The following is a 23,771-nucleotide window of genomic DNA, read 5'->3' on the forward strand; positions in this document are numbered from 1 at the left end:
TACCTAAATGAATGCGTTGTCGTGAACTGCCTGGGCAGCCTCGGATATCAACCTTGGGTCGGATGGGTGGATGCCACCTGTGCCGTTGCCTGTGCGGGAGCCGCTGCTGTCGATGCCGGCGCAGGCGCAGGTGTCGACGGCTTCTCCTGCTCGGCCAGCCATTTGGCAAAATCTTCCTTCGACACGGCCTTCACCACGATCGGCATGAAGCCGTGGTCCTGACCGCACAATTCGGCACATTGGCCACGATAAACACCGGGCGTGTTGATATTCGTCCATGCTGCATTGATCACGCCGGGAATCGCATCCATCTTCCAGCCGAACGATGGTACGAACCAAGAATGAATCACATCGTCCGCGGTAATCACGAAGCGGATCTTGGTATGAATCGGCACCACCAGCGGATGATCGACATTCAGCAGGTAGGTCTCCTCATTGCCAACCTTCACGGCATAAGGGTCGAGGCCCGAATCCAGCTGGCGTGTGGCATTGCTCTGGTCATCCAGCTTGGACATGAAGCCCACATGGCTGATCGGCTTGCCGAGGTAGTCAATGTAGTCGTACCGCCACTTCCACTGATAGCCGGTGACTTTCACCGTCATCTGCGCGCCGGTGGTATTGGAGAACTTGCGCAAGCCGTCCGTCGCGAGCCACGCCAGGGAGATCAGGATGATGACAGGAATGGTGGTCCAGATGATCTCGATCGTAGTGTTGTGCGACCACTTCTCCGCCACCGCGCCGCGGGATTTGCGGAACCGGAACATCGCAATGAACATCGCGCCGAAAACCAAGATACCGATCACGACGCAGACGCCCAACGCAACGTTGTTGAGCATGTATGGGACGTGAGAGTACGTCGTCACGCCGGGAGTGAGATTGAGCTGGTCGGGCTTCGGATTCGCCTGAACGGCAGCACCGAACAAAGCGAGGGCTCCTGTCGCCAATGCCCTGGCCGCATGCCTGAAGTGCTTGAAACCCCTGAACCCGATGCTGTGCTTCCCGATGCCGCCAACTGTCATGTTTGCACCTTTGTTGAAAGGGATGCTCTGACTGATTTTGCGTAAGTGCCACCCGCTCTGCCTGCATGTTACCTACGCAAAATCAGTCAGAGCCTCCCCACCCGCGTTGCGCCCGTATATCGGCCAGCAACGCCCTGAGTTTCCGGAATAACTCGGTGCGTTCCTCATCGTTGAGAAAAGCTCCGACCTCCAGCTTGCGTCCGTGCGACGACAACAACAATCGGTAACGCCCCTCCCCTGACTCCAGCAGCACGCGCACCCAATAGGGCTGGAAGCGCATGCAACGGCGACCTGGCAGGATTTGCACCTCCAGCGACGTAGTGTCGAGGGTGATGCGTTCGCTGCGGTCGCCGGCCCGCCATGCCACGCTCAGCGCGATGGCCATGGCGGAAGCCTCGATCAGGGCGAACAGCGGGGCGAACACATCGCCCTGCCACGCTCCCAGACCTGCCGTTATCAACGCCAGCGCAGCCAGCACCAGGATCAGGCGACGCAAACCACGTCGGCTGAGCACGCGGTTGGGCCGAAGCCACAACGTCACGTACGGCAGGCCGCCGAGGGCTGGTCGAAGCACGATCATGGAAGTCCGGCGTGCCTGGAACGTTCCCGATCATAGGCCGCGCCGTCAGAGCGGGCAAGGACAGGTGCAGCGTGTGCAACGCCATGCAACGAAGACATCCAATACGCATTAGCGCGTGTGCCAAAGCGATATGGCCTCAGCCTCGTCTGACGGCACGCCCCTCCGTTTGATTGCTACAAAATGTCGCAGTAGTGCCGCATCCAGCCCTTTCATGGCAGAGCGGTTGCCTGGAATGCGATCCGGGGCTCTGCATGAGGGACACTTCGGCGAGATCGTCATGCGGTCGCGTTCCCTCTTCATCGTCATGATGCCGCCCACAGACGGGCTCGCTTTTCGCAAGAAACCGTCCTTCCCCTCAAAAAAGTAGGGGGAACGGAGCCAGCAACGTCCCGGATGCGTGCACCCGGCACCCCGCCGTACAATTCGCAATTCCCTACCGTCCCCGCCAACGCGCCACGCCATCGTGACCCAACCGATTCTTACTCCCGAATTGCCGACCGGCGCCGAGCCAGCCCGTGCACGTATCACTGCCGCCTGGCTGCGCGACGAAACCGAAGCGGTCAACGACTTGCTTGTGCAGGCCACGCTGCCGCCGGCCGAACGCGAAAAAGTGATCGATCTCGCCGCCGATTTGGTGACGCGCGTGCGCGCCCGAGCCAAGGACCAGAGCGCCGTCGAATCCTTCATGCGCCAGTACGATCTTTCCAGTGAGGAGGGCGTGCTGCTGATGTGCGTGGCGGAAGCGCTGTTGCGTATTCCCGACAAGGCCACCGCCGACAAGCTGATCCGCGACAAGCTGGGCGATGCCAACTGGAAGAAGCATCTCGGGCAAAGCGAATCGCTGTTCGTCAATGCCTCCACCTGGGGTCTGATGCTCACCGGCAAGCTGGTGAACCTGGCTGAGGAAACCCGCCACGATTTCACCGGTGCATTGCGTCGTCTGGTCGGCCGCGCCGGTGAACCGGCTATCCGTCTGGCGGTACGCCAGGCCATGCGCATCATGGGCCACCAATTTGTGATGGGCCAGACCATCGCGGATGCGCTCGATCGCTGCGCCAAGCCCGAGTACGCGGTGTATCGCTATTCCTATGACATGCTCGGCGAATCAGCCCTCACTGCCGACACCGCCGAGCGGTATCAGCAGGATTACCGCAAGGCCATCGCAGCGATCGGTTCGCGCGGCCCCTTCGCCAATCACACCGATGCACCGTCGATCTCGGTGAAGCTGTCCGCGCTGCATCCACGCTATGAAGTGGCGAACCGCGAGCGCGCACGAGGCGATCTTACGGCCAAGCTACTGGAACTCTCGCAGCTGGCCATGAAGCAAGGCATCGCGCTGTCGGTGGACGCGGAGGAAGCCGATCGTCTCGAATTGTCGCTGGACATTATCGGCGACGTGTTCGCGCACCCGTCGCTGCAAGGATGGAACGGTCTCGGCATCGTGGTGCAAGCGTACTCAAAGCGCACGCCGTTCGTGATCGACTGGTTGATCGAAACCGCGCGCGCCTCCGGACGTCGCTGGTACGTGCGCCTGGTCAAGGGTGCGTACTGGGATGCCGAGATCAAGCGTGCGCAGGAACTGGGGCTCTCCGGCTACCCGCTTTACACGCGCAAGCCGAATACCGACGTGTCGTATCTGGCTTGCGCGCATAAATTGTTCGATGCGGGCAGCGAACTGATTTACCCGCAGTTCGCCACGCACAATGCCCACACCATCGCCGCTGTGTACCACATCGCGCGCGGACGTCCATTCGAATTCCAGCGACTGCACGGCATGGGTACGGATCTTTACGCGGAAGTCATCGGCAAACAGAACCTCAACGTACCTTGCCGTGTATATGCCCCCGTAGGTACGCACGAAGACCTGCTGCCTTACCTGGTCCGCCGGCTGCTCGAAAACGGTGCCAATACCAGCTTCGTCAATCGCGTGGTGGATGAAACCTTGCCGGTGCGCGAGCTGGTGGCCGATCCCTGCGAAACGATGCGCTGCTTCGCCTCCATTCCGCATCCGCGCATTCCTTTGCCGGTCAATCTGTTCGGTGAAAATGCTGCGCTTCCGCAGCATTCAAATTTTGTATCCAGGAAGAATTCCATGGGCGTCAACTTTTCCAACGACAACGAACTGAAAGCCCTCGCCGAGGCAGTCAACGCAAAGTCTGGTCCATGGACCGCAGCCCCGCTCGTGCCGGGTGGCGAGAGCAAAGGTCCGACCGTGCAGGTCACCAATCCTGCCGACCGTCGCCAAGTCGTGGGCAGCTACGTGAGCGCCGACGCCCCCCTGGTCGACAAGGCGCTCGCCAACGCAGTCGCCGCACAGCCGGACTGGGATCGCCTGCCCGCTGCCAGCCGCGCTGCGATTCTGGAACACGCCGCCGAACAGCTCGAAGCGCGCCGCGGCGAGTTCATCGCGCTCTGCGTACGCGAAGCCGGCAAGAGCCTGCCGGACTCGATCGCGGAAATTCGCGAAGCGGCCGATTTCCTGCGTTACTACGCAGCGATGGCACGCAAGCTATTCGGTCATCCCGAGCAACTGCCTGGCCCTACCGGCGAGAGCAACCAGCTGTTCCTCAACGGGCGCGGTGTGTTCGTCTGCATCAGTCCGTGGAATTTCCCGCTGGCGATTTTCCTCGGCCAGGTTTCCGCTGCACTTGCCGCCGGCAATAGCGTGATCGCCAAACCCGCCGAGCAAACCAGCCTGATCGGCTACGTTGCCGTGAAACTGCTGCATGAAGCGGGCGTACCGGTTGAGGTGCTGCAGTACCTGCCAGGCGACGGCGCCGTGGTCGGCGCCGCATTGACCAAGGATCCGCGCGTGGCAGGCGTGGCCTTTACCGGCTCGACCGAAACGGCATGGGCGATCAATCGCGCGCTCGCCGCACGCAATGCACCGATTGCCGCCCTCATCGCCGAGACCGGCGGACAGAACGCGATGATCGCCGACTCGTCCGCGTTGCCCGAGCAGATCGTCAAGGACGTTATCGCCTCCGCCTTCCAGTCCGCGGGCCAGCGTTGTTCCGCTGCGCGCGTCTTGTTCGTGCAGGATGACATTGCTGACAAAGTGATTGGCATGCTTGCCGGTGCGATGGCTGAGTTGAAGGTGAGCGATCCGGGCCAGCTCTCCACCGACGTCGGGCCGGTCATTGATGACGATGCCCTGAAGATCCTCACCGACCATGCCGCGCGCATGGACAAGGAAGCCAAAAAAATTGCCGAAGCGACGCTGGACCCCGCTACCACATCGCATGGCACCTTCTTTACCCCGCGCGCTTACGAAATTCCTTCGCTTGACGTGCTCACGCGCGAAATCTTTGGCCCCGTGCTGCACGTGATCCGCTGGAAAGGCAACGATCTGCCGAAAGTCATCGATGCCATCAACAACACCGGCTATGGCCTTACTCTCGGCGTCCACAGCCGTATCGACGACACGGTGGAATACATTCGCAGTCATACACGTGTAGGCAATTGCTACGTCAACCGCAACCAGATCGGCGCGGTGGTCGGCGTGCAGCCATTCGGTGGCGAATCCCTTTCCGGAACCGGCCCCAAGGCGGGCGGCCCGCACTATCTGCTGCGCTTCGCTGGCGAGCGTACGCTCACCATCAACACCACGGCAGCAGGCGGCAATGCATCATTACTGACGATTGGCGAGTAATAGCCCGCAAGCTCCCATCCCTTCCCTCTGCGCAGCAGGGAAGGGATGGAATAAATACCCTTTGATTTCGCCATGGGGTTAAGTGCCCGGAGCGTTGCATGCGAAGCCCATTATTCTGGTTGTCGCTGATATGCCTCTCGGCGATCGCACGCGCCGCAACTCCCTCGCAAACCGAACGAAACTTCCTCACCTCGCTTCATCTGGGCGCCAAGCCGCAGGTGCACTACCTCGACGACGTCGGCAGGTCACTCGACTATGCCGCGTTCGCACAACAACTGTGGGAAGGACACCGCAGTTACAGCATCACTCGCGACGACCAAGCCGGTATGGCCGTACTGCGCCTGCGTCCATCTGGTGCTCACGCGGGCGAGCCGGGACGTTTTGCTTTCGGACGCGGCGATACCTTCCCGCCCTTTGAGTTGCCATCGCTGCGAGGCGGCGTGAGACGGCTGCGTGATTTTCGCGGCCACTACACGTTGCTCAGCTTCTTTTTCGCCGAATGTGCACCCTGTGTCGCCGAAGTACCTGCACTCAATGCCTATGCCCATGCACACGGCGACATGAATTTCGTCGCCATTACTTATGAAGGTGCTGCCACCGGGCGGCGGTTTGCGAGCGAGCACGGCCTGACCTGGCCTGTGCTGTATAACGGCCAGTCGCTGATCGACACATTGGGCGTGAGCATCTATCCCACGCTGATGCTGATAGATCCATCAAGTCACGTTGCTGGCGCTGCCGTCGGCATGTCGATGCAAGACAATGAGACCAAGCGCGTGACTGACCTCGGCATTTGGATCGAACAGTGGAAGCGGATGTCCCGCGCAAGCGCAACGCAGACCACGCAATAATAGGGTGGGCGCCGATTGATCCAGATGGCAACCGATTGGTGTGCCGCGAATCCTGGCGTGCCCTCACGCGCTGAATCGGCATGTTGTCGTTGTTTTAAAATACGTACAGCCTGTTCGGGGCCTCGGCGCGAACTCAGTGATGCAACGTCAACGACACCAGGATTTCCAAGACAATAAGCACGACGATAGTGATCTCCAGCAGTTCCGAGCGGCGACTGGAAGCTTCGGCATAAAGCGCCGCATACGTATCACGAATGATGGCCAGCTTACGATCCACCGATGCACTGAGCGCAGGCACCCTGAACAAGCCAAGGGCAGCGGTATAGACGCGCGCCAGGTAAACATCCTCGGTGACCTGCAACGCGTTATCGACTTTTTCCGTAAGTTGCGTCACCTCCGCTACCAGCTTGTACAAGTTGCGCGCAAGGTGAGCGAAGCGACGTGAAGCGAATAGTGACACAACGTGCCGCGCTGCTTCGACACGGTCATACATCCGCGGCAATTCATCGTCCAGCAGCGTGTCGTAATAACGGAATTCCACAAGCTGGGCGTTGGCCACTTCGATCACGTCCGCCACATCGGAATCGCGGCGCGGTTCGTAGATAAAAGCACGGTCCCACGTCAGCACCACCAGATCATCGGCGTAATAGGAAAAACTGCGCGCCAGCAAGTCCCGCCGCGATGCTGAAGATAACGGCCTTGTTTCTCCCGAAAGAAGACCCAGCAAATCCACCTGCTCATTGAGGGCAGCCGCATTCAGTGGCCTATCCAGTGCGTGCACTACACCTAGCAGGTAATCTTCCTGCAGACGGGTATCGGTCGATGGGCGATCCAATGCAGGGGCGATCACTTCACTCACGTGGTTTAGCAGGTCCGTCCAGAATGTGGCCGGCGCATGCGGCCCCACCGCCTGATCGAGCGCATTGAAGTGCGTAACGAAATCGTCCCAGGCCATGTTCGCCACACCTACGCGAACAGCCAGCGCCGCTACACCAAAATCGTACAAACGGACCGATAGTTCGGCAGCGACATCCCCGGGCCCAAGTTTCAGCATCGTCCTTCCCAGAGACAGGCGCAACGGCGGTATGTCGAACGCAACCGCCTTGGTCGGCGTGCTGGAAAAACGCGTGCGGCTGATTGCTCCCTCACCATGCTCAAGCCACGTAGATTCGGCTCGAACGAGATCGATCGCGTAAGCGATATCAAAGAGACGCAGGGCAACCAGCTCACCTGCCTGGACCGCAATCGCGCTTTCGTTCATAAGCTAGCGAATCCACGCAGCCGCATAATGACAGCATAGTAAAGTGTGGATGCCGCCGTCGCACGCACGACTCATCCGCGTGAAGTTGTCATGTGCAGAACACCCTTGGCCCACCGCCACGCTTACCCGCTTTTTGCTTTCGCGCCGACCTGCTTTCGCTTCGTAACACGCATGCGGCTGGCCGCCTGGAGCTGGTGTGCCTTCATGATGGTCGTGATCAACCCCGGAAAACGTTGCTCTATTTCTACGCAACGCGTGGTGTTACGCATCTCCACACCCTGCCGTTCACTGCGGATCAAACCCGCCTCGCGTAGCGCACGGAAGTGCTGCGAAAGGGTGGATTTGGGGATGTCACGATCGCTGACTTTCAGAAAGTTCGAGCAGGTAGCGCCGCTGGAAATCGCCAGTTCCGCATAGATCGCCGCGCGCACCGGGTCGGACAAGGCATGGAGAATACCCTCGACCGTGATGTCCTCGATGGATGGGTGAATCAGTGGCCTCATGCCGGGTACTTTACCAGCCCCTTGATTTCTTGTTCTATAGTTCATAAGTTACGAACTACTGGAATTTAGAACTGATTTATCTACCCACCACCAGGACATACACACATGAGCAAGCTGAAAGGTAAGGTCGCGATCGTGACCGGCGCATCCAAGGGCATCGGTGCAGCCATCGCCAAGGCGCTGGCCGCAGAGGGCGCGTCAGTTGTTGTCAATTACGCATCCAGCAAGACCGGTGCAGACACGGTGGTCGCTGAGATCGCAAAAGCAGGCGGCAAGGCCGTTGCCGTGCAGGGCGACGTGTCCAAGGCCGCTGACGCACAGTCCATCGTCGATGCTGCGATCCAGCATTACGGTCGCCTCGACATCCTCGTCAACAATTCAGGCGTCTATGAATTCGCGCCGATCGAAGCGATTACGGAAGAACATTACGACCGCCAGTTCAATGTCAATGTTCGCGGGCTGTTGCTGACCACGCAGGCCGCCGTGAAGCACCTTGGCGAAGGCGCCAGCATCATCAATGTCGGCTCTCTGGTTTCGCGCATCGTGCCGCCGAACAGTGCGGTGTATACGGCAACCAAGGGGGCCGTCGATGCGATTACCGGCGTGCTGTCGAAGGAATTGGGGCCCCGCAAGATCCGTGTGAATGCGCTCAACCCTGGCATGGTCGAAACGGAAGGCACGCATACCGCCGGTGTCATCGGTGGCGATTTCGAGCAGTACGCGCTGGCCAGCACGCCGCTGGGCCGCATCGGCCAGCCCCACGATATCGCATCGATCGCCGTCTTCCTGGCCTCTGAAGATTCCTATTGGTTGACGGGCGAACGCTTATACGCAGGCGGTGGCGCCCGCTGACGCCAAGCCGCCAAAACAATAAATACCGCGCGATCTCCTGGCGCGGTATTTATTTATGAGAGCCTTGCTGGCTTTCCGCCAGGAAACGGAAACAATGTTTCCCCGCAGGATGCTGCCAACCTTGGATTGGACCGTAAGGACTCGGCAGCACGTCACCGGTCCGATGTGCTCGATTGTCTGTGGCGAATGTCGCACACAAGCTGTAAGTAGCGGCGTCCAATGTCTTATACACGTACAGCTGCGCAGTCACTGGATCTTTGATCCATCTGTCCTGCATCGCGAGATCGTCCAGCGACGCCGGCAGTGAGCGGTGTTGCACCCAATATGCATGAATGGCTATCGAAAGCATGTTCAAAGCGGAAACGCGATAGCTGTCCAGCCTCAGTTGGCGTTGATGTGCGGGAGGGCCCAGCACATAGAGACCGCCTGCTACCGCGCCGGCCATCACCACGGTAGCGATCATCGCCAGCGCTTTTCCGGCCGTCAGGCTGCTCATGCCTCACTCTCGTCGCGGCGCAAATCCCGCAAGTAGTAACCGAAAACCGTGCCGGCAATTGCGCCGACCACTACCACCTTAAGGGTAAAACGCAGTGTGGTTTCACCCCCCAGCAGACTATTGACCAGTGCAATCAGGTCACCGATCAACACGCTCGCTGCAAAAAAGAGGGTCATGTATGAGAGCCATCGCCTCACCGGCGATTGCCGCTTTATCGCCTGCCGACTCAGTTCGCGGCCGATGATGGTAGAGAGCATGAGAAAGATCGGGAAAGCAATGATGATCGCCGCCACCGACCAGCGAATACTCCCCGTGCTCCAACTCCCGTAAGGCATCGCCATGTCCTGAAAATGGCGATTGATCAGTTCGAACAAGAGACGTCCGAAGTAGTACGTACTGATGTAGAGCGTGGTGAACATGACCAGATAGAGGAACGCCTCCTTGGCCGACAAATAAGCACGCGGACGCGGTACGGGGATCGCAAAGGCCACCTCAGCGTACGCGGCCAACGCACTGCGCACTTGTTCCTGCGTCCACCCGGCCTGGCTCAATACCTGCTCGATGCTTTCGCGCGAACACCCCTTCAACAGAGCGTCCCGCACGAACTGATCCAACTCTTGCGTACCCGCCATATGTCCTCCGTTGAGCATTTCCCATGCAACCCGGACTACACGCATAGTGCTGCGACGTCTGCCATTCACTGTTACGGGTTTGCGCGCGGCACGCCGGGAAAGGTACCGCATTCCGGCAGCAAGCGACGCGCCTATGCCGGGCACTATGGGCAAAACGCTACTGCCGATAGACGCGGCCGTCACCAATGCCAAGGCAGATACGCTGTGATTTCGGGGGTGCAGCGAGAGAACGATCTCGCAGAGATTGGTCTGTCCGGCGTTCCCTGCTTCCGGATGATTCCGTGACTTGCTGGCGAGGCACGCTCATGCCACGGGTGGCGATACTTTCAAGCAAGTGTCCAACCCAGCGAGGGCTCACATGTATCTCCTACCCTGTTGATACAGGCTCAAGGTAGAGAATGGAACTGAGCGGCAGTAGCGATATCTGAGCAAGACAGCCTGAAAAAGTTTTCAAATCCCTCCCGAGCTGGGCCAGTGCACCTGCGCATCCCATGCGTCGTACCTGGAATCCCGCCGCGTAAACGACAGGGCCATGCCACGCACCAAGTTCAGGGCCTTTACTCACTGGGCACCTTCCCAACGGCGGTTGCCGAGGATGGCGCTGTCCAGCGGCGGCGGCACGTCGGTCCGACACATCGTTGGCGCCCCGATGGCCATACCCTCGACCTGCGTTGAAGAGTAGGCTTGTGTACCAGCCAATGACTCACAACGTCATGACCAGCAGCAGCGGCGCGACCAGTGACTTTGACCGTCGATAGGCCGCCATCACGCTCCTGCGCGCAAAGGGTGTGCATGGCGGTCCAAACTCCGGGTGCTATGAACAAGCCAGACCGCCTCGACCTTTCTAATGAGTTGCAGCGCCTGCGCATGGGGCTGGCACGCGAACCCTTTCCCGATTGGGCAACACGCGCACGTCGTTTACGCACGCTGGATGCATTGGTGCGCCAGCATCGCGAGGAAATGGCCGAAGCGATCGGCGCAGACTTCGGCTGCCGTCCGCGCGAAGAAACGGACATGCTGGAAGTGTTTCCCAGCCTGTCAGCCATCCGTCACGCGTTACGCCACGGCCGCCGGTGGATGAAACCGAAGCGTGGATGGGCGAGCGTGGCCTTTCTGCCGGCCCGCACCGAATTACGCCCGCAGCCATTAGGTGTGGTGGGCATTATCGTGCCCTGGAACTATCCGCTATTCCTTGCCGTTGGGCCATTGGTGGACGCACTCGCGGCAGGCAACCGCGTGATGGTGAAGATGAGCGAATATACGCCGCGCTTCTCGCATCTCTTCGCCAAGCTCGTCGCACACCATTTTCAGCCGGACGAAGTGATTGTCATCCATGGCGATGCATCCGTAGGGCAGGCCTTCGCCGCGCTGCCGTTCGATCATCTGCTTTTTACAGGATCGACGGCGGTTGGCCATCAGGTCATGCAATCGGCATCCGCGCACCTCACGCCCGTCACCCTTGAACTGGGTGGCAAATCGCCCGCCATCATTGGTCCAGGGGCACGATTTGATCACGCGGTGGAACGCATTGTGTTCGGCAAGCTGCTCAATGCAGGGCAGACCTGCATAGCGCCCGATTACGTGCTGGTGCCACGCGTGGACGTCGCACGCTTCATCTCAGCCGCCCGCTCGGTGACAGAGCGGCTATACCCGGATTTCGCCCATAATCGGCAATACGCGAGCATCGCCACCGATCGGCATTATCAGCGCCTGATCGATTGGCGCGACGCCGCCGTGCATGCCGGTGCCCGCAGCGAAAAGCTCAGCGCAGTCGCCGATCGCCCCGAACAGCGGCTGCTCACGCCAACGCTTCTCATCGATGTACGTGATGACATGGCCGTCATGCAGCAGGAAATCTTCGGCCCCCTGCTGCCGCTGGTGCCCTATGACACCTTTGACGAAGCGATGGCGTACGTTGCCAATCGCCCGCGACCGCTTGCGCTCTACCTGTTCGAAGAGGATCAAGCGCGCATCGATCAGCTGCTTGATCGTACCCACGCAGGCGGCGTGACACTCAATGACACGCTTTATCACATCGCTCAGCATCATCTTCCGTTCGGTGGTGTCGGACCATCCGGCATGGGCGGCTATCACGGCGAAGCTGGGTTCCGCACGTTTTCCCACATGAAACCGGTATTCCGGCAGGCACGCCTCAATGGCGCCGGATTGCTCAATCCACCCTATGGCAAGCGTTTCCGACAACTCTTGGAGCTATTGCTAAAAAGGGGTTGAGTGACAAACGGTCTTGAACTGCGATGCAGTGGTTACAGGAGCAGCCAGGCAGACAGCAACCATCTGTTGAGCTACCCAAACAAAAAGCCTCCCCGCTTTCACGGGGAGGCCTTTAGCTGATTACCTGGCGCCGATCAGAACTTGTAGATGGCGGACAGCGCGAACAAATTGCCGTAATCGTCAAATGATCCCGCCAGCGTGTCGCCGGTGGCGCTCGTGACGCCATCGATAGCTGCCTGACTGACGAAGATATGCGCGTACGAGGCGTTGATCGAGAAGTGATCGGTCGCCTTGTAACCGATACCGACCGACAACAGCTTGCGGGTTTCATCCGGCACGCGCGGATCGCGAGTACCTGCATACGTCGGCGTGGTGTCGTAGCCGAAGCCCGCGCGCAAGGTGAGCTTGTCGGTGAGGTAATAGTCGCCACCCACGGCGAAGTACCAGGAATTATGCCAGTTGAACACCTGCGTACTGGCCGGCTGTGCGGGGTTGGCGTAATTCACCGTCAGGTTCTTGAACACATCCCATTCGGTCCAGTCCACATCCGCACCAAAACCGAACTTGTCTTCCTGATGCCAGTAGCTGACGTCAGCCTCGGCAGGTGTCGTGAAGATCGCCGTGCCTGCGGTGTTCTGGAACGGCAATGCACTGGAACTCAAGCCGAGCTGCGGAGCAAGCACCCCGATCAGCGTGGAAACGTTCTGCGGCACATTGAAATCGGCCGTACCCTGCAAACGATGGCTGATTTTGGAGCGGTAGTTGACGGCCAGGCGATCCTGCGGATCGATCTTCCAGTAGCCGCCCAACTGCCAGCCCCATGCCCAACTGCTGCCGGTGACACGGGCCAATCCGTCGCTGCCGGGAGGCACCAGGCCATATACCTGCGCAGGCGGCAGGTTCAATGCCGTACCCGGGCCGACCAGGCCAAGCGCTACGCTGGAGAAATTGATCGCGTTGGACAGCGTGGCGGTCGTGTGCTGTGCAATAGCGCTGCCGCCGATGCTGAAATTATCGGTGACATCGAACGAGGCCGACATGGTGCCGTCGATGGATTCGAACTTCGAATAGATGGAGTTGTAGCGACCGACCCAGTCATTGTCATAGGTGGTCTTGAAACCGAATGGCACGGTGACGGAGGCACCGACGTGCCAGCGGTTGCTCACCTGCGTCTCGAAGAACAGCGACGGCACCGGCATCGTCGTGCCGGCATCGCCGCCGTTGCCGCCGCTGATAGGCTGTCCCAGAACATCATGGGCGCTGCCGCTGAAGGTGGCGCTGAAATTGATCGCAGTGACGTCGGCCTCGAAATAAGTGCCCTTCAGATCGCTCATGGCCGCGGGGGCGTTGGCCACCACCGAAACGTCACCGCCCGCTGTGGCGGAACCGGCATAAGCGCGTCCCATGGCCTGCGCGCTATCTTCCTTCAACTGGAAGGAGCTGGCATGGGCTTGCTGCGGTGCAGCCAACGCGCCGGCAACGGCCAAACCAAGAGCGGCGAGCGCTAACGGACGGCCACCATGGACGGTTTTACGAAAGGACGTGTGCATCGTTTGCTCCTGCTTTTCTTTTGATGACGAGTCGGGCCATGGAGGCCGGGGCTGCCGCGGAGTAAACCCCCGGCGGCTCGGGTCGTAGCGGGGCCCCGCGAGCCAAAAATTCATACGCGCGTTTGAGACCCCAGGCGGGCACTCTGCCGACTCGGATCGGGGCATGCAAGTGCAGGTGCAGCATGAAAACGTTGAGGCGGGAAAACCCCGAAACCATGCCCAGGGAAAGAACACGAGAGCCCTGTGGTAGAGCGGTGCAGCATGACGCTGCAGCGCCAAACTTTGTACATGCTGTAATGAGGTTCAGCTCGTTTGCGCTTTGATGACGACGCTAGCGGCAGGTGCTGCTAACCTTCGGGCCCCGTTCGTCTTTCCACAGGCACTGCCATGCACTGTTTCGTCTATGCCAGCCAGCGCAAAGCCGACACGTACCTGTGGCTGGATCGCCGGGATCATTTCGACATCCTGCCGGCATCGCTCGTCCTGCTGCTTGGCGACCTGCGCTTCGCATTGGAAGTTGAACTGCATTCGGACCGCCGATTACCGCATGAGGATACCGAAATCGTCATGCAGCATTTACGCAATCAAGGATGGCATTTGCAGTTGCCGCCGCAGGAGACTTTGGCCGTCGCGCCCCATACGCCGGAGCAAGGATCGACGCCCAGGCGTCAGGACGAATAACCGTCGCGCGATAGTTGTTAACAAGTGATTACCGTCTCTCGCGCCTCCGGTTCCTATACTCATTGACATGCCACCTATCAAATCGCGCCACTCTTCTTCCGCGCTCAGTGCTCTCGTCTGGTTTCTTCCAGGTCTGATCATGGCGGGCATCGCCGCCATCGGCGCGCACCCAATTACCCTGATTCCGCTGCTGCTGGCGAATACGCTGACGATGGCAGCGGTATGCCATGCGATCGGGTTCGATCCGGAGCCGGATTTCATCCGCACGGTCATGCGACGCGGCATGGCTCATCTGACGATGTTTACGTGCTATGTCGCCCTCGTCTTTCTGCTGATCGCGTGGCCGATGCTGCGCCTGACCCAGCACCCCACACTGGGCGCCAGCCTGCTGCTCGCGGCCGCCCTGGTGGTTGGGCTGATGGTCCTGTGGCGCCTGTGGCCCGCGTTTGCACTGGTCTACGTGTGGGACGATGCCTATCCTGCGCATGGTCAGGGCGATAGCTCCTGGTTGTTTACCGCCACGGCGCGCAGTGTTGCCTTTGGTCGCCATCTGGCGCGCGAGGAGCATTTTTTCAGCCACTTCTTGCCTAGCGCACTCTCGTTGCTGGTCCTGTCATTTGCCGCGATCGCGCTTAGCGGACTTTATGGGGTATTGCCGTCCGAGATGCGCACGGCTGCGTTGGTGCTGTATGCCGTGCTGCTTGTGCCACTGGGTTGCCTGGTGATCGCCAACCGCACTTTGCGCGTGATGTTATGCGAAAGCCGGCGCCCCCGGCGGCAGCAAACAGCAGGCACCGAAACCATATCGCCTCCGGCGGCGGAGCCGCCTCAGCTCAACGAGCAGGAACGCACCGCAGGCACGCCCGAACAAGCCTTGGCGCTGCTCGCAGCCGCCCGCAGCGGCGATATTCCGCGCGCCCTGGCACTCGTCGAGGCCGGCGCCGACCCGAACACCTCGCCATCAGCAGAAGATCGCGACCAGCGCCCGGTCTTGATGCTTGCCGCGCTATTGCCGGATACACGGCTGCTACGCGCGCTGATTGTCAAAGGCGCCGATGTCAACCGCGCCAACGGCGGCGTGACGCCCCTGCTTGCCGCTACCCGCGATAGCTGGCACGGCCGCGCCGATGCGGTGATGACGCTGCTCGCCAATGGCGCAAATCCACTGGCCACCGATGCTGACGGCAATACGCCTTTGCACGGCGCTGTGCTCAGCGGCGAGCCGACGGTTGCCGCCATGCTGCTGGATGCCGGCGCAACGATCGACGCACTCAACAAGGCCGGCGCGAGTCCGCTGGCCATTGCCTGCCGGGCGGCCAATTGGCCAGTAGTGCAATTTCTGCTTGAGCGAGGCGCCAAGACTACACCGGCGAATGGCGAGCCGGCCCTGATTGCTGCCGCGGGTATCACGGACGACGATGCCGCCGGCGTAAGAATGTTGCTCAAGCAGCGTGCCGCGGTGAATGCCGTGGATGCCCGCCAACGCAGCGCGCTGATGACCGCCGCAGCCGAAGGACACGAGCAGATTGCGCGTGTTTTGCGGGCGGCGGGCGCCGATGTGAATCTGGTCGATCAATATGGCAACACTGCATTGATGGAGGCAGCGCGCGCCGGTGCGGTAGAGGTGGTAAAGCTCTTCGCTGAAGCACAGCCGGATGTGAATGCACGCGACCACCATGGACGCGATGCCCTTACGCTGGCATGCCAGTCTCCGGATGCACAGACAGAAACCGTGCGTGCCCTGCTGGCACTTGGCGCTGAGCCGAAGGCCCCAGGCAACGACGGTCGCAGTGCACTCGACCATGCGGCAGCAAGCGGACGCTGGGATCTGGTTGCTTTGCTGGATCCCGATACGCCACTGCCGGCCAGCCTCGATCTCGATGCTATTTCCGACGGTGCCGACACCCCCGCGCATCTGCTCGACGCATTGCGTTTCGGCCACTGGGCCATTGTGTCCAGCTTCGCCACGCGTGTACGCGATTGGTCGCAAGCGCAACTGGCGCAGTTGTATCTGGAGCTTGCCGAGCCGGGGCTGGGCGCGGCTCGGTTATGGTTGCTTGATCATGGCTTGCAAGCAGAAGCACGCTTGCCGGCTCAGCTCGTCGATGAACCGGATTCCGAACAACCGCTGCTGCCACCCCTCGGGCGCCGCTTGTTCGACGCCCTGCTGCCGTTGTTGCCGGCGAGCAGCGAAGCCATTGAGGATTTGTTGGATGCAGGCAGCAGCCCCGCCGGTGCCGGACTGCTCGCTCAGGCGCTTGGGCGTTTTTCGTCCAGCGTCGTGCAAGGAGACGCATTCGCGCTCGCCTTACTTGAACGTGGAGCCGACCCGTTCGGAGTCGAGGAGTGTGGTCGCGCGCCATTGCATCTGGCTGCCGCACTGGGATACGTGACCCTGCTCCAGGCACTGCTCGCACGTGGCTGCGATCCGAACAGCCGCGATACCCAAGGGCGTACGCCCTTGTTCGCCGCCATCGAGCACGGCACGGACGCGCAACCACTGGTACGTGCGCTCGTTGCCTACGGTGCCGACGCCGAAGCAGCTGACGCGAACGGCAACACGCCGCTTGGCCTCGCGTTGGAACACCCGGAGTTGGAGCGCTGGCTGGACTGGAATGAGTGGCCCCGTCCGCGCCGCCCATTGCGTGCCGATGATCTGGTTCACGCCGCCACGCGCGGTGCGAATGTGGCGGTGCGCAGACTGTTGGAATTGGGCTTCGCGGTCGATACGCGCGATGCACAAGGTGCCACAGCGCTACTCCACGCCTGTGGAGCAGGTCATCGCGACGTCGCCACGTCGTTGCTCGACGCTGGTGCTGACATCGCTGCCAGCACTCAGCACGGCATGACACCTCTTGCAGCGGCAGTAGCCGCGCGACGCGAGGCATTGGTGAGCTTGCTGCTGGAACGCGGCGCAGCGGTAGATCAGCGCCTGCCGAATGATGCGACGGTACTGATGATCGCTGCCGTGCAAGGTTATCCGGAAATCGTTGAGCAAGTGCTGCAGGCCGGTGCCGATCCCAACGCGGTCGATGCGCGTGGGCACAGCGCACTGCACGCCGCCTCGCAATTCGGCTTCGAACAAAACGACAGTCTGCGCGCACGCCGGCTGTTCGATGTACTGCTAAAGCACAAGGCCGATCCGAATCTCGTCGATGCCGAAGGCAAGAGTCCCTTGCTGCTGTTGCTGGGTGCACACCTGCGCCCCGGCAGTCCCTGCGATGCAACGCATATCGGCGCACTGTTGCCCGTATTGCTCGATGCCGGCGCGCGTATCGAACATGCCGATCAGCGAGGCGTTACTGCACTGCATGCATGCGCTATGCATGCGCTACTGGCGCCGGCGCGTATCCTGCTCACACGCGGCGCGGATCGCAACGCTGCAGACAGCTTCGGCCGCACTGCAGCGGATGTGGCCCGTCACCTCGGCCTGATTGACATTGCGCATGAACTGACCGCTCGTGCCGGTGTGGTTCCCAGTGTCCGGCAAACACTGCGCCAGCCTGCCTCGGAGCAATAAGAACCCTCGGCAAATCTTGCCGCAGCCTACGGCTCGGCACGGTGAACAGGCGCCGATTTCGAAACGCTTGCGCGCGATGGCAGCGCCTGCCATGCCTCGATTACCTGCCCAGGTGTGAGGGCGTCGACGCGCCGGCTGATTGGCGGACCACCTAATGCAAGTACTGCATCAGGATGGCTGCTGCGTGGTTTCCAGTGACTCGGCGATACCGAACCGAACATCACCACCAGCGGACACCCCATGGCAGCCGCCATATGTGCAGGCCCCGTGTCGACGGAAATCATGCTATGCGCTACGGCCAGCAATGCTTTCAGGCGCGGCAAGGGCAACTCCTTTGCCACGACGTCCACGCCAGCGTGGCCCGCCCTCGCGCGAATGCCGGCAAGATAACCCGCCTCGGCCGGCGATCCACAGAGCAGCACGCGTGCCTGCGGTAATGGCGCAAACACAGCATCAATGACGCGACACCAGTTGTCGATGGACCATGCCTTGTCGTCGTCGCTGGCCTTGCGCACACCGTTCCAGCGCATCGTGCGCTTATTCGCCGGTTGCAACAGCACCAGGGGATGACCCGAGAATCCGCGTTCGGCCAGCCATCGATCGCAATCGGCGCGGTCCGGCCCACTCACGACGAATTCGGGCACGGCGCTTGTTGCACATGTCACGCTCGCATAGCGATCACGGAAGGCGACCGGCGTCGCATCCGCGAGTTGCAGCAGGTGTTCGATCCAATGGCCACCCGGCGCCAGTGGAATGTCGTTGAGGTAAACGCAATGCTGGTCGGGAATGCCGGCCATTTTCAGCAGCCACCGGATACGCGCCAACGAGCGCGCCTGCGGCTCGCATACATAAATCGGCACATCTCGCATGCGACGTAGCACGCGGATCGTTCGCCATTGCTCCAGACTCAATGGCAACGGCCGATGATGGGACGATAAGGCGATCACTTCCGCTACATCGGGCTGGCCGCGATAGAGCTCGGCGGCGTAATGGCCTGCTGCAAGCAAACTGCATGGCTGTCCGTAACGCGCATGCAGCCGTCGTAGTAAGGGTTGTAGCAGCAAGGTATCGCCCAGACGGCCGAACCGGATAACAAGTGGACGGAGGGGTATGGGCATGCGCGACCTGCGACGGATGAACGGCGATGATGCGTATCGATCACTTACGGGCAACTTACCGCACGTTCTTGCTCCTATTGCTCTCCGATCAAAGGGGTATCCGCATCTGATCCTTTTGCGGTGGGCGTCGCTGTGGTCTCCGCATCGGCCTGGAACAGCCTGTCGAGATCCTCCAAGGCTTCGCGCGTGGTTTGCACCAATTTAGCCTCGTCGTCATAGACGAGGTACTGCACCTTCAACAACTCTGCATCCCGGTGCCGGAAACGCTCGACTTCCGCCATGGCTTCTTCCGCGGTCACCCCCAGCGCCTCAAGCGCCTGACGACTCATCTTCAGGCTGGAATACAGGGTTTCCCGCACGGGTTCCTCGATTCCCAGATCCATCAGACGCCACACGTGTTGCCGATTGCGTGCGCGTGCGATGATTTTCAAATGCGGATATTGCCGCCGCACGACACGCGCGACTTGCAAGCTGGACTCCGGATCATCGGTCGCCAACACGAACACTTCTGCCTTGTCTGCCTGGGCGGCGCGCAACAACTCGGGACGTGCCGGGTCTCCGTAGAAGATGTCGCCGCTGTTGCCAAAGCGTTGCACCTGTTCAAGCTGCTCGACCGAGTGATCCAGCGCCACGAACGGGATCCTGCGCGTACGCAGCACGCGGGCGACGATCTGGCCCATGCGACCGTACCCGGCAATGATCACGCGGGGCCGATCAGCATGGATGGTATCGAAGGGCCGGGCGGGTGCTTCCTTTTTGCTCGCCCCCAGCAACTTGCCGGTGACGGCCACCAGCAGTGGGGTAAGCCCCATGGAGAGCGTAATCGCCAACACCAGCACGCTGCCTTGATGCTGGTCGATCAGGCCTCGCTCGGTTGCCTGGCGCAACACCACGAAGGCAAATTCGCCGCCACTGGCAAGCAGCACCGCAAGACGCATGGCATCGCGGCGATGAAGACCGCCCAGGGTCAGGCCAAGGGGCCACAGCAACACACCTTTTATCAGCAACAGTCCGAAGGTAAGGCCCAGCACGAATACCGGATCCTGCAGTAGCAAATCGATTTGCATGGACATGCCGACGCTGATGAAGAACAAGCCGAGCAACAATCCCTTGAAGGGCTCGATGTTCGATTCCAGCTCGTGGCGATATTCCGAATCCGCAAGCAGTACCCCCGCCAGGAAAGCGCCAAGCGTGACGGATACGTTGAACTCTTCCATCAACAGTGCCGTCCCCATGACGACCAGCAAGGCGGTCGCGGTCGACACTTCCACCGAATCGGTACGCGCCACGATGCGAAATATCGGCCGCAACAAGTAGCGGCCACCGATCACCACGGCGACGATTACCGCCACGGTGCGCAGTACCGCGAGTGGGTCCACGCCATGATGAGGCGTCGAAGAGGTCAACAACGGAATGGCGGCAATCAGAGGAATGGCCGCGAGGTCCTGAAACAGCAGGATGGCGAACGACTGTCTTCCATAGGCCGATCCCGCTTCCTTGCGCTCGGCGAGAATCTGCAGACCAAATGCCGTAGAAGACAAGGCCAGGCTCCCCCCGACAACCGCTGCGGCACTGGCGGCCAGCCCGAACCATTGATGAGCGATCACACCGATCACGATGCCGCAGCCGAGCACTTGCAGCAGGCCGGTGCCGAAGACTGCCCTGCGCATCACCCATAATCGTTTTGGCGAAAGCTCGAGGCCGATGACAAACAGCATCAGCACCACCCCGAACTCGGCGATATCGCCGGCACCGCGCGGATCAGCAATGAGGCGCAGCTCGGCCGGACCGATCACGATGCCCGCCAGCAAATAACCGAACACCGCCCCGAGCCGGAACCGCTTGGTCAGCGGCACGGCGATCACCGTGGCCAGCAGGAAGACCACCGCGGTCTGCAGAAAATGATGACTGCCCACGCTCGCTCCACCATCTCGTCGCCTTGCGGCGATTATTTCATGCGATGCCGTAAAAGCATGCTGCTGACGAAACGGCGCCAGACATGGGATGATCCGGCGCCATGAAATCCATCTTTTGCCTGCTTGCCGTCCTCGCCCTGTTGCTGACATCCACCGCTCATGGTCAAACCGGTATTCCGGTGTATGGGTACAAGATCGTGCGTACCTATCCGCATGACGCGGGTGCTTATACCGAGGGTTTTTTCTACCGCGACGGCTACTTTTACGAGGCCACCGGTACCGTGGGCCAGTCATCGGTGCGCAAGGTCGACATCAAGACCGGAAAGGTGCTGCAGCAGGTCAAGCTTCCGCCGCCGGACTACGGTGAAGGCATCGTGGCATGGAAGAACCGGCTGATCGAGCTTACCTGGCAATCCCATCACGGTTTCATCTACGACTTGAAAACATTCAAGCGCATCGGCCAGTTCGAGTATCCCGGCGAAGGCTGGGCACTGACCGATGATGGTCATCGCATCTACATGAGCGATGGCACACCTACCATTCGCATCCTCGATCCCGAAACGCTCAAGCAGGTCGGCAAGATTGACGTGACCGCCGAAGGCAAGCCGCTCGCCAATATCAACGAACTGGAATGGGTGAAAGGAAAGATCTACGCCAACGTATGGTTGTCCCATGCGATCGCCCAGATCGATCCGGCAAGCGGGAAAGTGATCAGCGTGATCAACCTCACGGGCCTGGGACCCAAGCCTGAAGACACCCCCGATCCTTCCAACGACGTGCTCAACGGCATCGCTTACGACGCAAGGCACAACCGCCTGTTTGTCACCGGCAAATGCTGGCCGTTGATTTACGAAATTACGCTCACGCCGCCATCCGGCCATTGAGCGCCCGCCCGGCGACGCAACAAAAGTCGTTTAGATTCCGACACGCTGCACGATGAGCTCCGCCAGCCGCGCCACTGCCGGTGTCAGCTCAACATCGCTGTGATAAAGCGCCAATCCCAATTCCGGCAACCAAGGCAACTTCATCGCTGAAGCGTCCATCGTGCGTAAATCGGGCGGCAAACCTAACGGTGTGCGCACGCTGATACCCAGTCCTGCTTTTACTGCCGCCCAGGTTCCCGCCAGGCTCGCACTGGTAAACGCAATGCGCCAGGCGAGACCGGCTCGATCCAGGGCGTCGATCGCCGCGGTACGCATCAGGCAGGGAGCTTCCAGCATCACCAAGGGCACTGGCTCACCCGGTTCATACGGAGCCACGCCGGTGTCACTCCCGATCCAACACATGGGCAAGCTGCGGATATGCCGCCGAGGTGCTGCGCGTGGTTCCGTCTCCCACGCCAAGGCAAGATCGAGCCGACCTGTTTCCAGCGATTGCAGCAATGTGCTGTTGCGTGCGATGTGCACCTCCACGCGCAATTTGGGATGGGCTCGCTTGAAGCGCCCAAGGACCTCGGGCAGCACGCTCTCGCCGAAATCCTCCTGCATGCCAAGTCGTACACGTCCCTCCAGTTGAACACCACGCACGGCACTGGCGGCCTCGTCGTTCAATTCAAGCAGTCGACGTGCGTATCCCAGCATGACTTCGCCCGCCTCGGTGAGCGCCATGCCCCGCCCTGCCTTGCGCAGTAAAGATGTGCCTGCCTGCTCCTCCAGCTTTTTCAACTGGGCGCTGATGGCCGATGTGGAACGGCCAAGCCGATTGGCCGCCTTGGCGAAGCTGCCAAGCTCCATGCCAGTCACGAAACTGCGCATGACGTCGAGATCGAAGGTAAGACGGCTCATTGCACCATCCCGTTTTTTGGAATTGTAAGTCCAAAATTTCCCGATTTTCAGGATTATGCTCTCGGACTAGGCTTGGCGCCATCCATCACGTTCAGAGCAGCCCAGCACCATGATCGCCATGCAATACCGCATTGCCCTGCCCGCCGATTACGACATGGGGATCATTCGTCAACGCATTGCCGAGCGAGGGCACCTCACCGATGGCTTCCCACGACTCGCGTTCAAGGCTTACCTCTATGCCGATCGCCACGCCTCTCCTCATGCTGGCCGGGACAATTGCTACGCACCCTTCTACCTATGGCACGACACGGCAGGCATGAACGCCTTTCTCAGCGGGGCCGGCTTTGCCGGCGTAACGGCATCTTTCGGACGGCCGGCAATACGCCTGTGGTCGGTATGGCATGCGGAAATGGCGCCCGATCTTTCCGTCGCCACTCACGCTACTTGCGAAAGCGCAGCGATCCTTGCGCATGAGGCATTGAGCGTTGTGCACGACACGGAACATACACGCATGCAAGCGGCTATTGCTGATGGCGCGCTCGCTGCCATCAGTGCGTTCAGCCCGACCGACTGGACGGTCACGCGCTTCAGATTATGGGGCGGCGTCCCCATCATTCCTGACAAAAACGTGGATCACTATCAAATCGGCCACGTCTCTCAACCTTCGAAAACAGCCTGACGCTGAAGGAGTATCCCCATGCCTCTCGTTCGCATCGACTTGCGCCGCGGTAAATCCTCCGCCTACATCGCCGCGCTTCGCCATGGCATTTATGCTGCCATGATCGAAGCTTTCAACGTGCCGGAAAACGACCGCTTCATCCTGGTCGGCCAACACGATGCGGATGAATTCGATTACGACCCGAACTATCTCGGCATTGCGCGCAGCGATGACTTGGTCATCATCCAGATCGCCTGCAACAACACACGCACTGTTGCGCAGAAACAGGCGTTCTATCGGAGCGTGGCGGAAAAACTCGCCGCCGATCCAGGTGTGCGTCCCGAGAACGTCCTCATCAATCTGCTGGAAACCGCGAAGGAAAATTGGTCATTCGGGCATGGCATCGCCCAATACGCCTAAACGCACACCGTGGACGACTCATGTTTCCTTGCCGCCAGCGCCACCAGCG

General features: G+C 60.5%; 19 protein-coding genes. 9 read left to right on the forward strand and 10 right to left on the reverse strand.

What is annotated here, in order from left to right; genetic code table 11:
• Positions 1-47: 47 nt before the first annotated feature.
• Positions 48-1,019, reverse strand: a complete 972-nt coding sequence (gene coxB, locus AC4HNJ_RS12380) for a cytochrome c oxidase subunit II (protein WP_490479888.1) — start codon at positions 1,017-1,019, stop codon at positions 48-50.
• Between the two features lie 82 nt (positions 1,020-1,101).
• Positions 1,102-1,599, reverse strand: a complete 498-nt coding sequence (locus tag AC4HNJ_RS12385) for a DUF2244 domain-containing protein (protein WP_490479889.1) — start codon at positions 1,597-1,599, stop codon at positions 1,102-1,104.
• Between the two features lie 463 nt (positions 1,600-2,062).
• Between AC4HNJ_RS12385 and putA the strand changes: the two genes are divergently transcribed.
• Both putA and AC4HNJ_RS12395 read left to right on the forward strand, forming a co-directional pair.
• A complete protein-coding gene (putA, locus tag AC4HNJ_RS12390) occupies positions 2,063-5,251 on the forward strand; it encodes a bifunctional proline dehydrogenase/L-glutamate gamma-semialdehyde dehydrogenase PutA (protein WP_490479890.1) in 3,189 nt (1,062 codons plus the stop codon).
• A gap of 98 nt (positions 5,252-5,349) precedes the next feature.
• Positions 5,350-6,099, forward strand: a complete 750-nt coding sequence (locus AC4HNJ_RS12395) for a TlpA family protein disulfide reductase (RefSeq protein ID WP_490479891.1) — start codon at positions 5,350-5,352, stop codon at positions 6,097-6,099.
• A 133-nt stretch (positions 6,100-6,232) separates the two neighbouring features.
• Here the strand turns inward: AC4HNJ_RS12395 and AC4HNJ_RS12400 are convergent, their stop codons facing one another.
• The gene (locus AC4HNJ_RS12400; protein WP_490479892.1) at positions 6,233-7,360 is read right to left on the reverse strand and encodes a hypothetical protein; all 1,128 of its coding nucleotides are present in this window, start codon (positions 7,358-7,360) and stop codon (positions 6,233-6,235) included.
• A 122-nt stretch (positions 7,361-7,482) separates the two neighbouring features.
• Complete coding sequence (locus AC4HNJ_RS12405; protein ID WP_490479893.1) at positions 7,483-7,863, reverse strand: ArsR/SmtB family transcription factor; 381 nt, start codon at positions 7,861-7,863, stop codon at positions 7,483-7,485.
• A 105-nt stretch (positions 7,864-7,968) separates the two neighbouring features.
• Between AC4HNJ_RS12405 and AC4HNJ_RS12410 the strand changes: the two genes are divergently transcribed.
• Complete coding sequence (locus AC4HNJ_RS12410) at positions 7,969-8,715, forward strand: glucose 1-dehydrogenase (protein ID WP_490479894.1); 747 nt, start codon at positions 7,969-7,971, stop codon at positions 8,713-8,715.
• A gap of 49 nt (positions 8,716-8,764) precedes the next feature.
• Here the strand turns inward: AC4HNJ_RS12410 and AC4HNJ_RS12415 are convergent, their stop codons facing one another.
• Positions 8,765-9,211, reverse strand: coding sequence for a hypothetical protein (locus AC4HNJ_RS12415; protein ID WP_490479895.1), 447 nt, complete (start codon positions 9,209-9,211; stop codon positions 8,765-8,767).
• Positions 9,208-9,843 carry a DUF5671 domain-containing protein gene (locus tag AC4HNJ_RS12420; protein ID WP_490479896.1) on the reverse strand — a complete coding sequence of 212 codons (636 nt, stop codon included), beginning with the start codon at positions 9,841-9,843 and terminating at the stop codon, positions 9,208-9,210. Before AC4HNJ_RS12420 ends, AC4HNJ_RS12415 begins: the two co-directional genes overlap by 4 nt.
• 816 nt (positions 9,844-10,659) lie before the next feature.
• Between AC4HNJ_RS12420 and AC4HNJ_RS12425 the strand changes: the two genes are divergently transcribed.
• Positions 10,660-12,075, forward strand: coding sequence for a coniferyl aldehyde dehydrogenase (locus AC4HNJ_RS12425; protein WP_490479916.1), 1,416 nt, complete (start codon positions 10,660-10,662; stop codon positions 12,073-12,075).
• Positions 12,076-12,209: 134 nt separating this feature from the next.
• Here AC4HNJ_RS12425 and AC4HNJ_RS12430 read toward each other — a convergent pair whose 3' ends face one another.
• Positions 12,210-13,625: an OmpP1/FadL family transporter gene (locus AC4HNJ_RS12430; protein ID WP_490479897.1), complete on the reverse strand. Its 1,416-nt coding sequence runs from the start codon at positions 13,623-13,625 to the stop codon at positions 12,210-12,212.
• A 387-nt stretch (positions 13,626-14,012) separates the two neighbouring features.
• On the opposite strand from AC4HNJ_RS12430, the gene AC4HNJ_RS12435 reads away from it, so the two are divergent.
• Together AC4HNJ_RS12435 and AC4HNJ_RS12440 are read left to right on the forward strand one after the other, a co-directional pair.
• Positions 14,013-14,306, forward strand: a complete 294-nt coding sequence (locus AC4HNJ_RS12435) for a YcgL domain-containing protein (protein WP_490479898.1) — start codon at positions 14,013-14,015, stop codon at positions 14,304-14,306.
• 67 nt (positions 14,307-14,373) lie between these two features.
• On the forward strand, positions 14,374-17,826 hold the full coding sequence (locus tag AC4HNJ_RS12440; RefSeq protein WP_490479899.1) for an ankyrin repeat domain-containing protein: 3,453 nt from the start codon (positions 14,374-14,376) through the stop codon (positions 17,824-17,826).
• A 26-nt stretch (positions 17,827-17,852) separates the two neighbouring features.
• On the opposite strand, the gene AC4HNJ_RS12445 is transcribed toward AC4HNJ_RS12440, so the two are convergent.
• Both AC4HNJ_RS12445 and AC4HNJ_RS12450 read right to left on the reverse strand, forming a co-directional pair.
• Complete coding sequence (locus AC4HNJ_RS12445; protein ID WP_490479900.1) at positions 17,853-18,944, reverse strand: glycosyltransferase family 9 protein; 1,092 nt, start codon at positions 18,942-18,944, stop codon at positions 17,853-17,855.
• A 74-nt stretch (positions 18,945-19,018) separates the two neighbouring features.
• Positions 19,019-20,860 (reverse strand): monovalent cation:proton antiporter-2 (CPA2) family protein, encoded by a 1,842-nt coding sequence (locus AC4HNJ_RS12450; RefSeq protein WP_490479901.1) that lies wholly within the window; start codon positions 20,858-20,860, stop codon positions 19,019-19,021.
• Positions 20,861-20,961: 101 nt separating this feature from the next.
• Here AC4HNJ_RS12450 and AC4HNJ_RS12455 point away from each other — a divergent pair, with 101 nt between their 5' ends.
• Positions 20,962-21,744, forward strand: coding sequence for a glutaminyl-peptide cyclotransferase (locus AC4HNJ_RS12455; RefSeq protein WP_490479902.1), 783 nt, complete (start codon positions 20,962-20,964; stop codon positions 21,742-21,744).
• Between the two features lie 30 nt (positions 21,745-21,774).
• On the opposite strand, the gene AC4HNJ_RS12460 is transcribed toward AC4HNJ_RS12455, so the two are convergent.
• Positions 21,775-22,644, reverse strand: a complete 870-nt coding sequence (locus tag AC4HNJ_RS12460; protein ID WP_490479903.1) for a LysR substrate-binding domain-containing protein — start codon at positions 22,642-22,644, stop codon at positions 21,775-21,777.
• A 109-nt stretch (positions 22,645-22,753) separates the two neighbouring features.
• Between AC4HNJ_RS12460 and AC4HNJ_RS12465 the strand changes: the two genes are divergently transcribed.
• Both AC4HNJ_RS12465 and AC4HNJ_RS12470 read left to right on the forward strand, forming a co-directional pair.
• Positions 22,754-23,323, forward strand: a complete 570-nt coding sequence (locus tag AC4HNJ_RS12465) for a DUF4865 family protein (protein WP_490479904.1) — start codon at positions 22,754-22,756, stop codon at positions 23,321-23,323.
• Positions 23,324-23,341: 18 nt separating this feature from the next.
• A complete protein-coding gene (locus AC4HNJ_RS12470) occupies positions 23,342-23,722 on the forward strand; it encodes a tautomerase family protein (RefSeq protein ID WP_490479905.1) in 381 nt (126 codons plus the stop codon).
• Positions 23,723-23,771: the final 49 nt, after the last annotated feature.

Source organism: Dyella sp. SYSU CM1112, assembly GCF_058216415.1.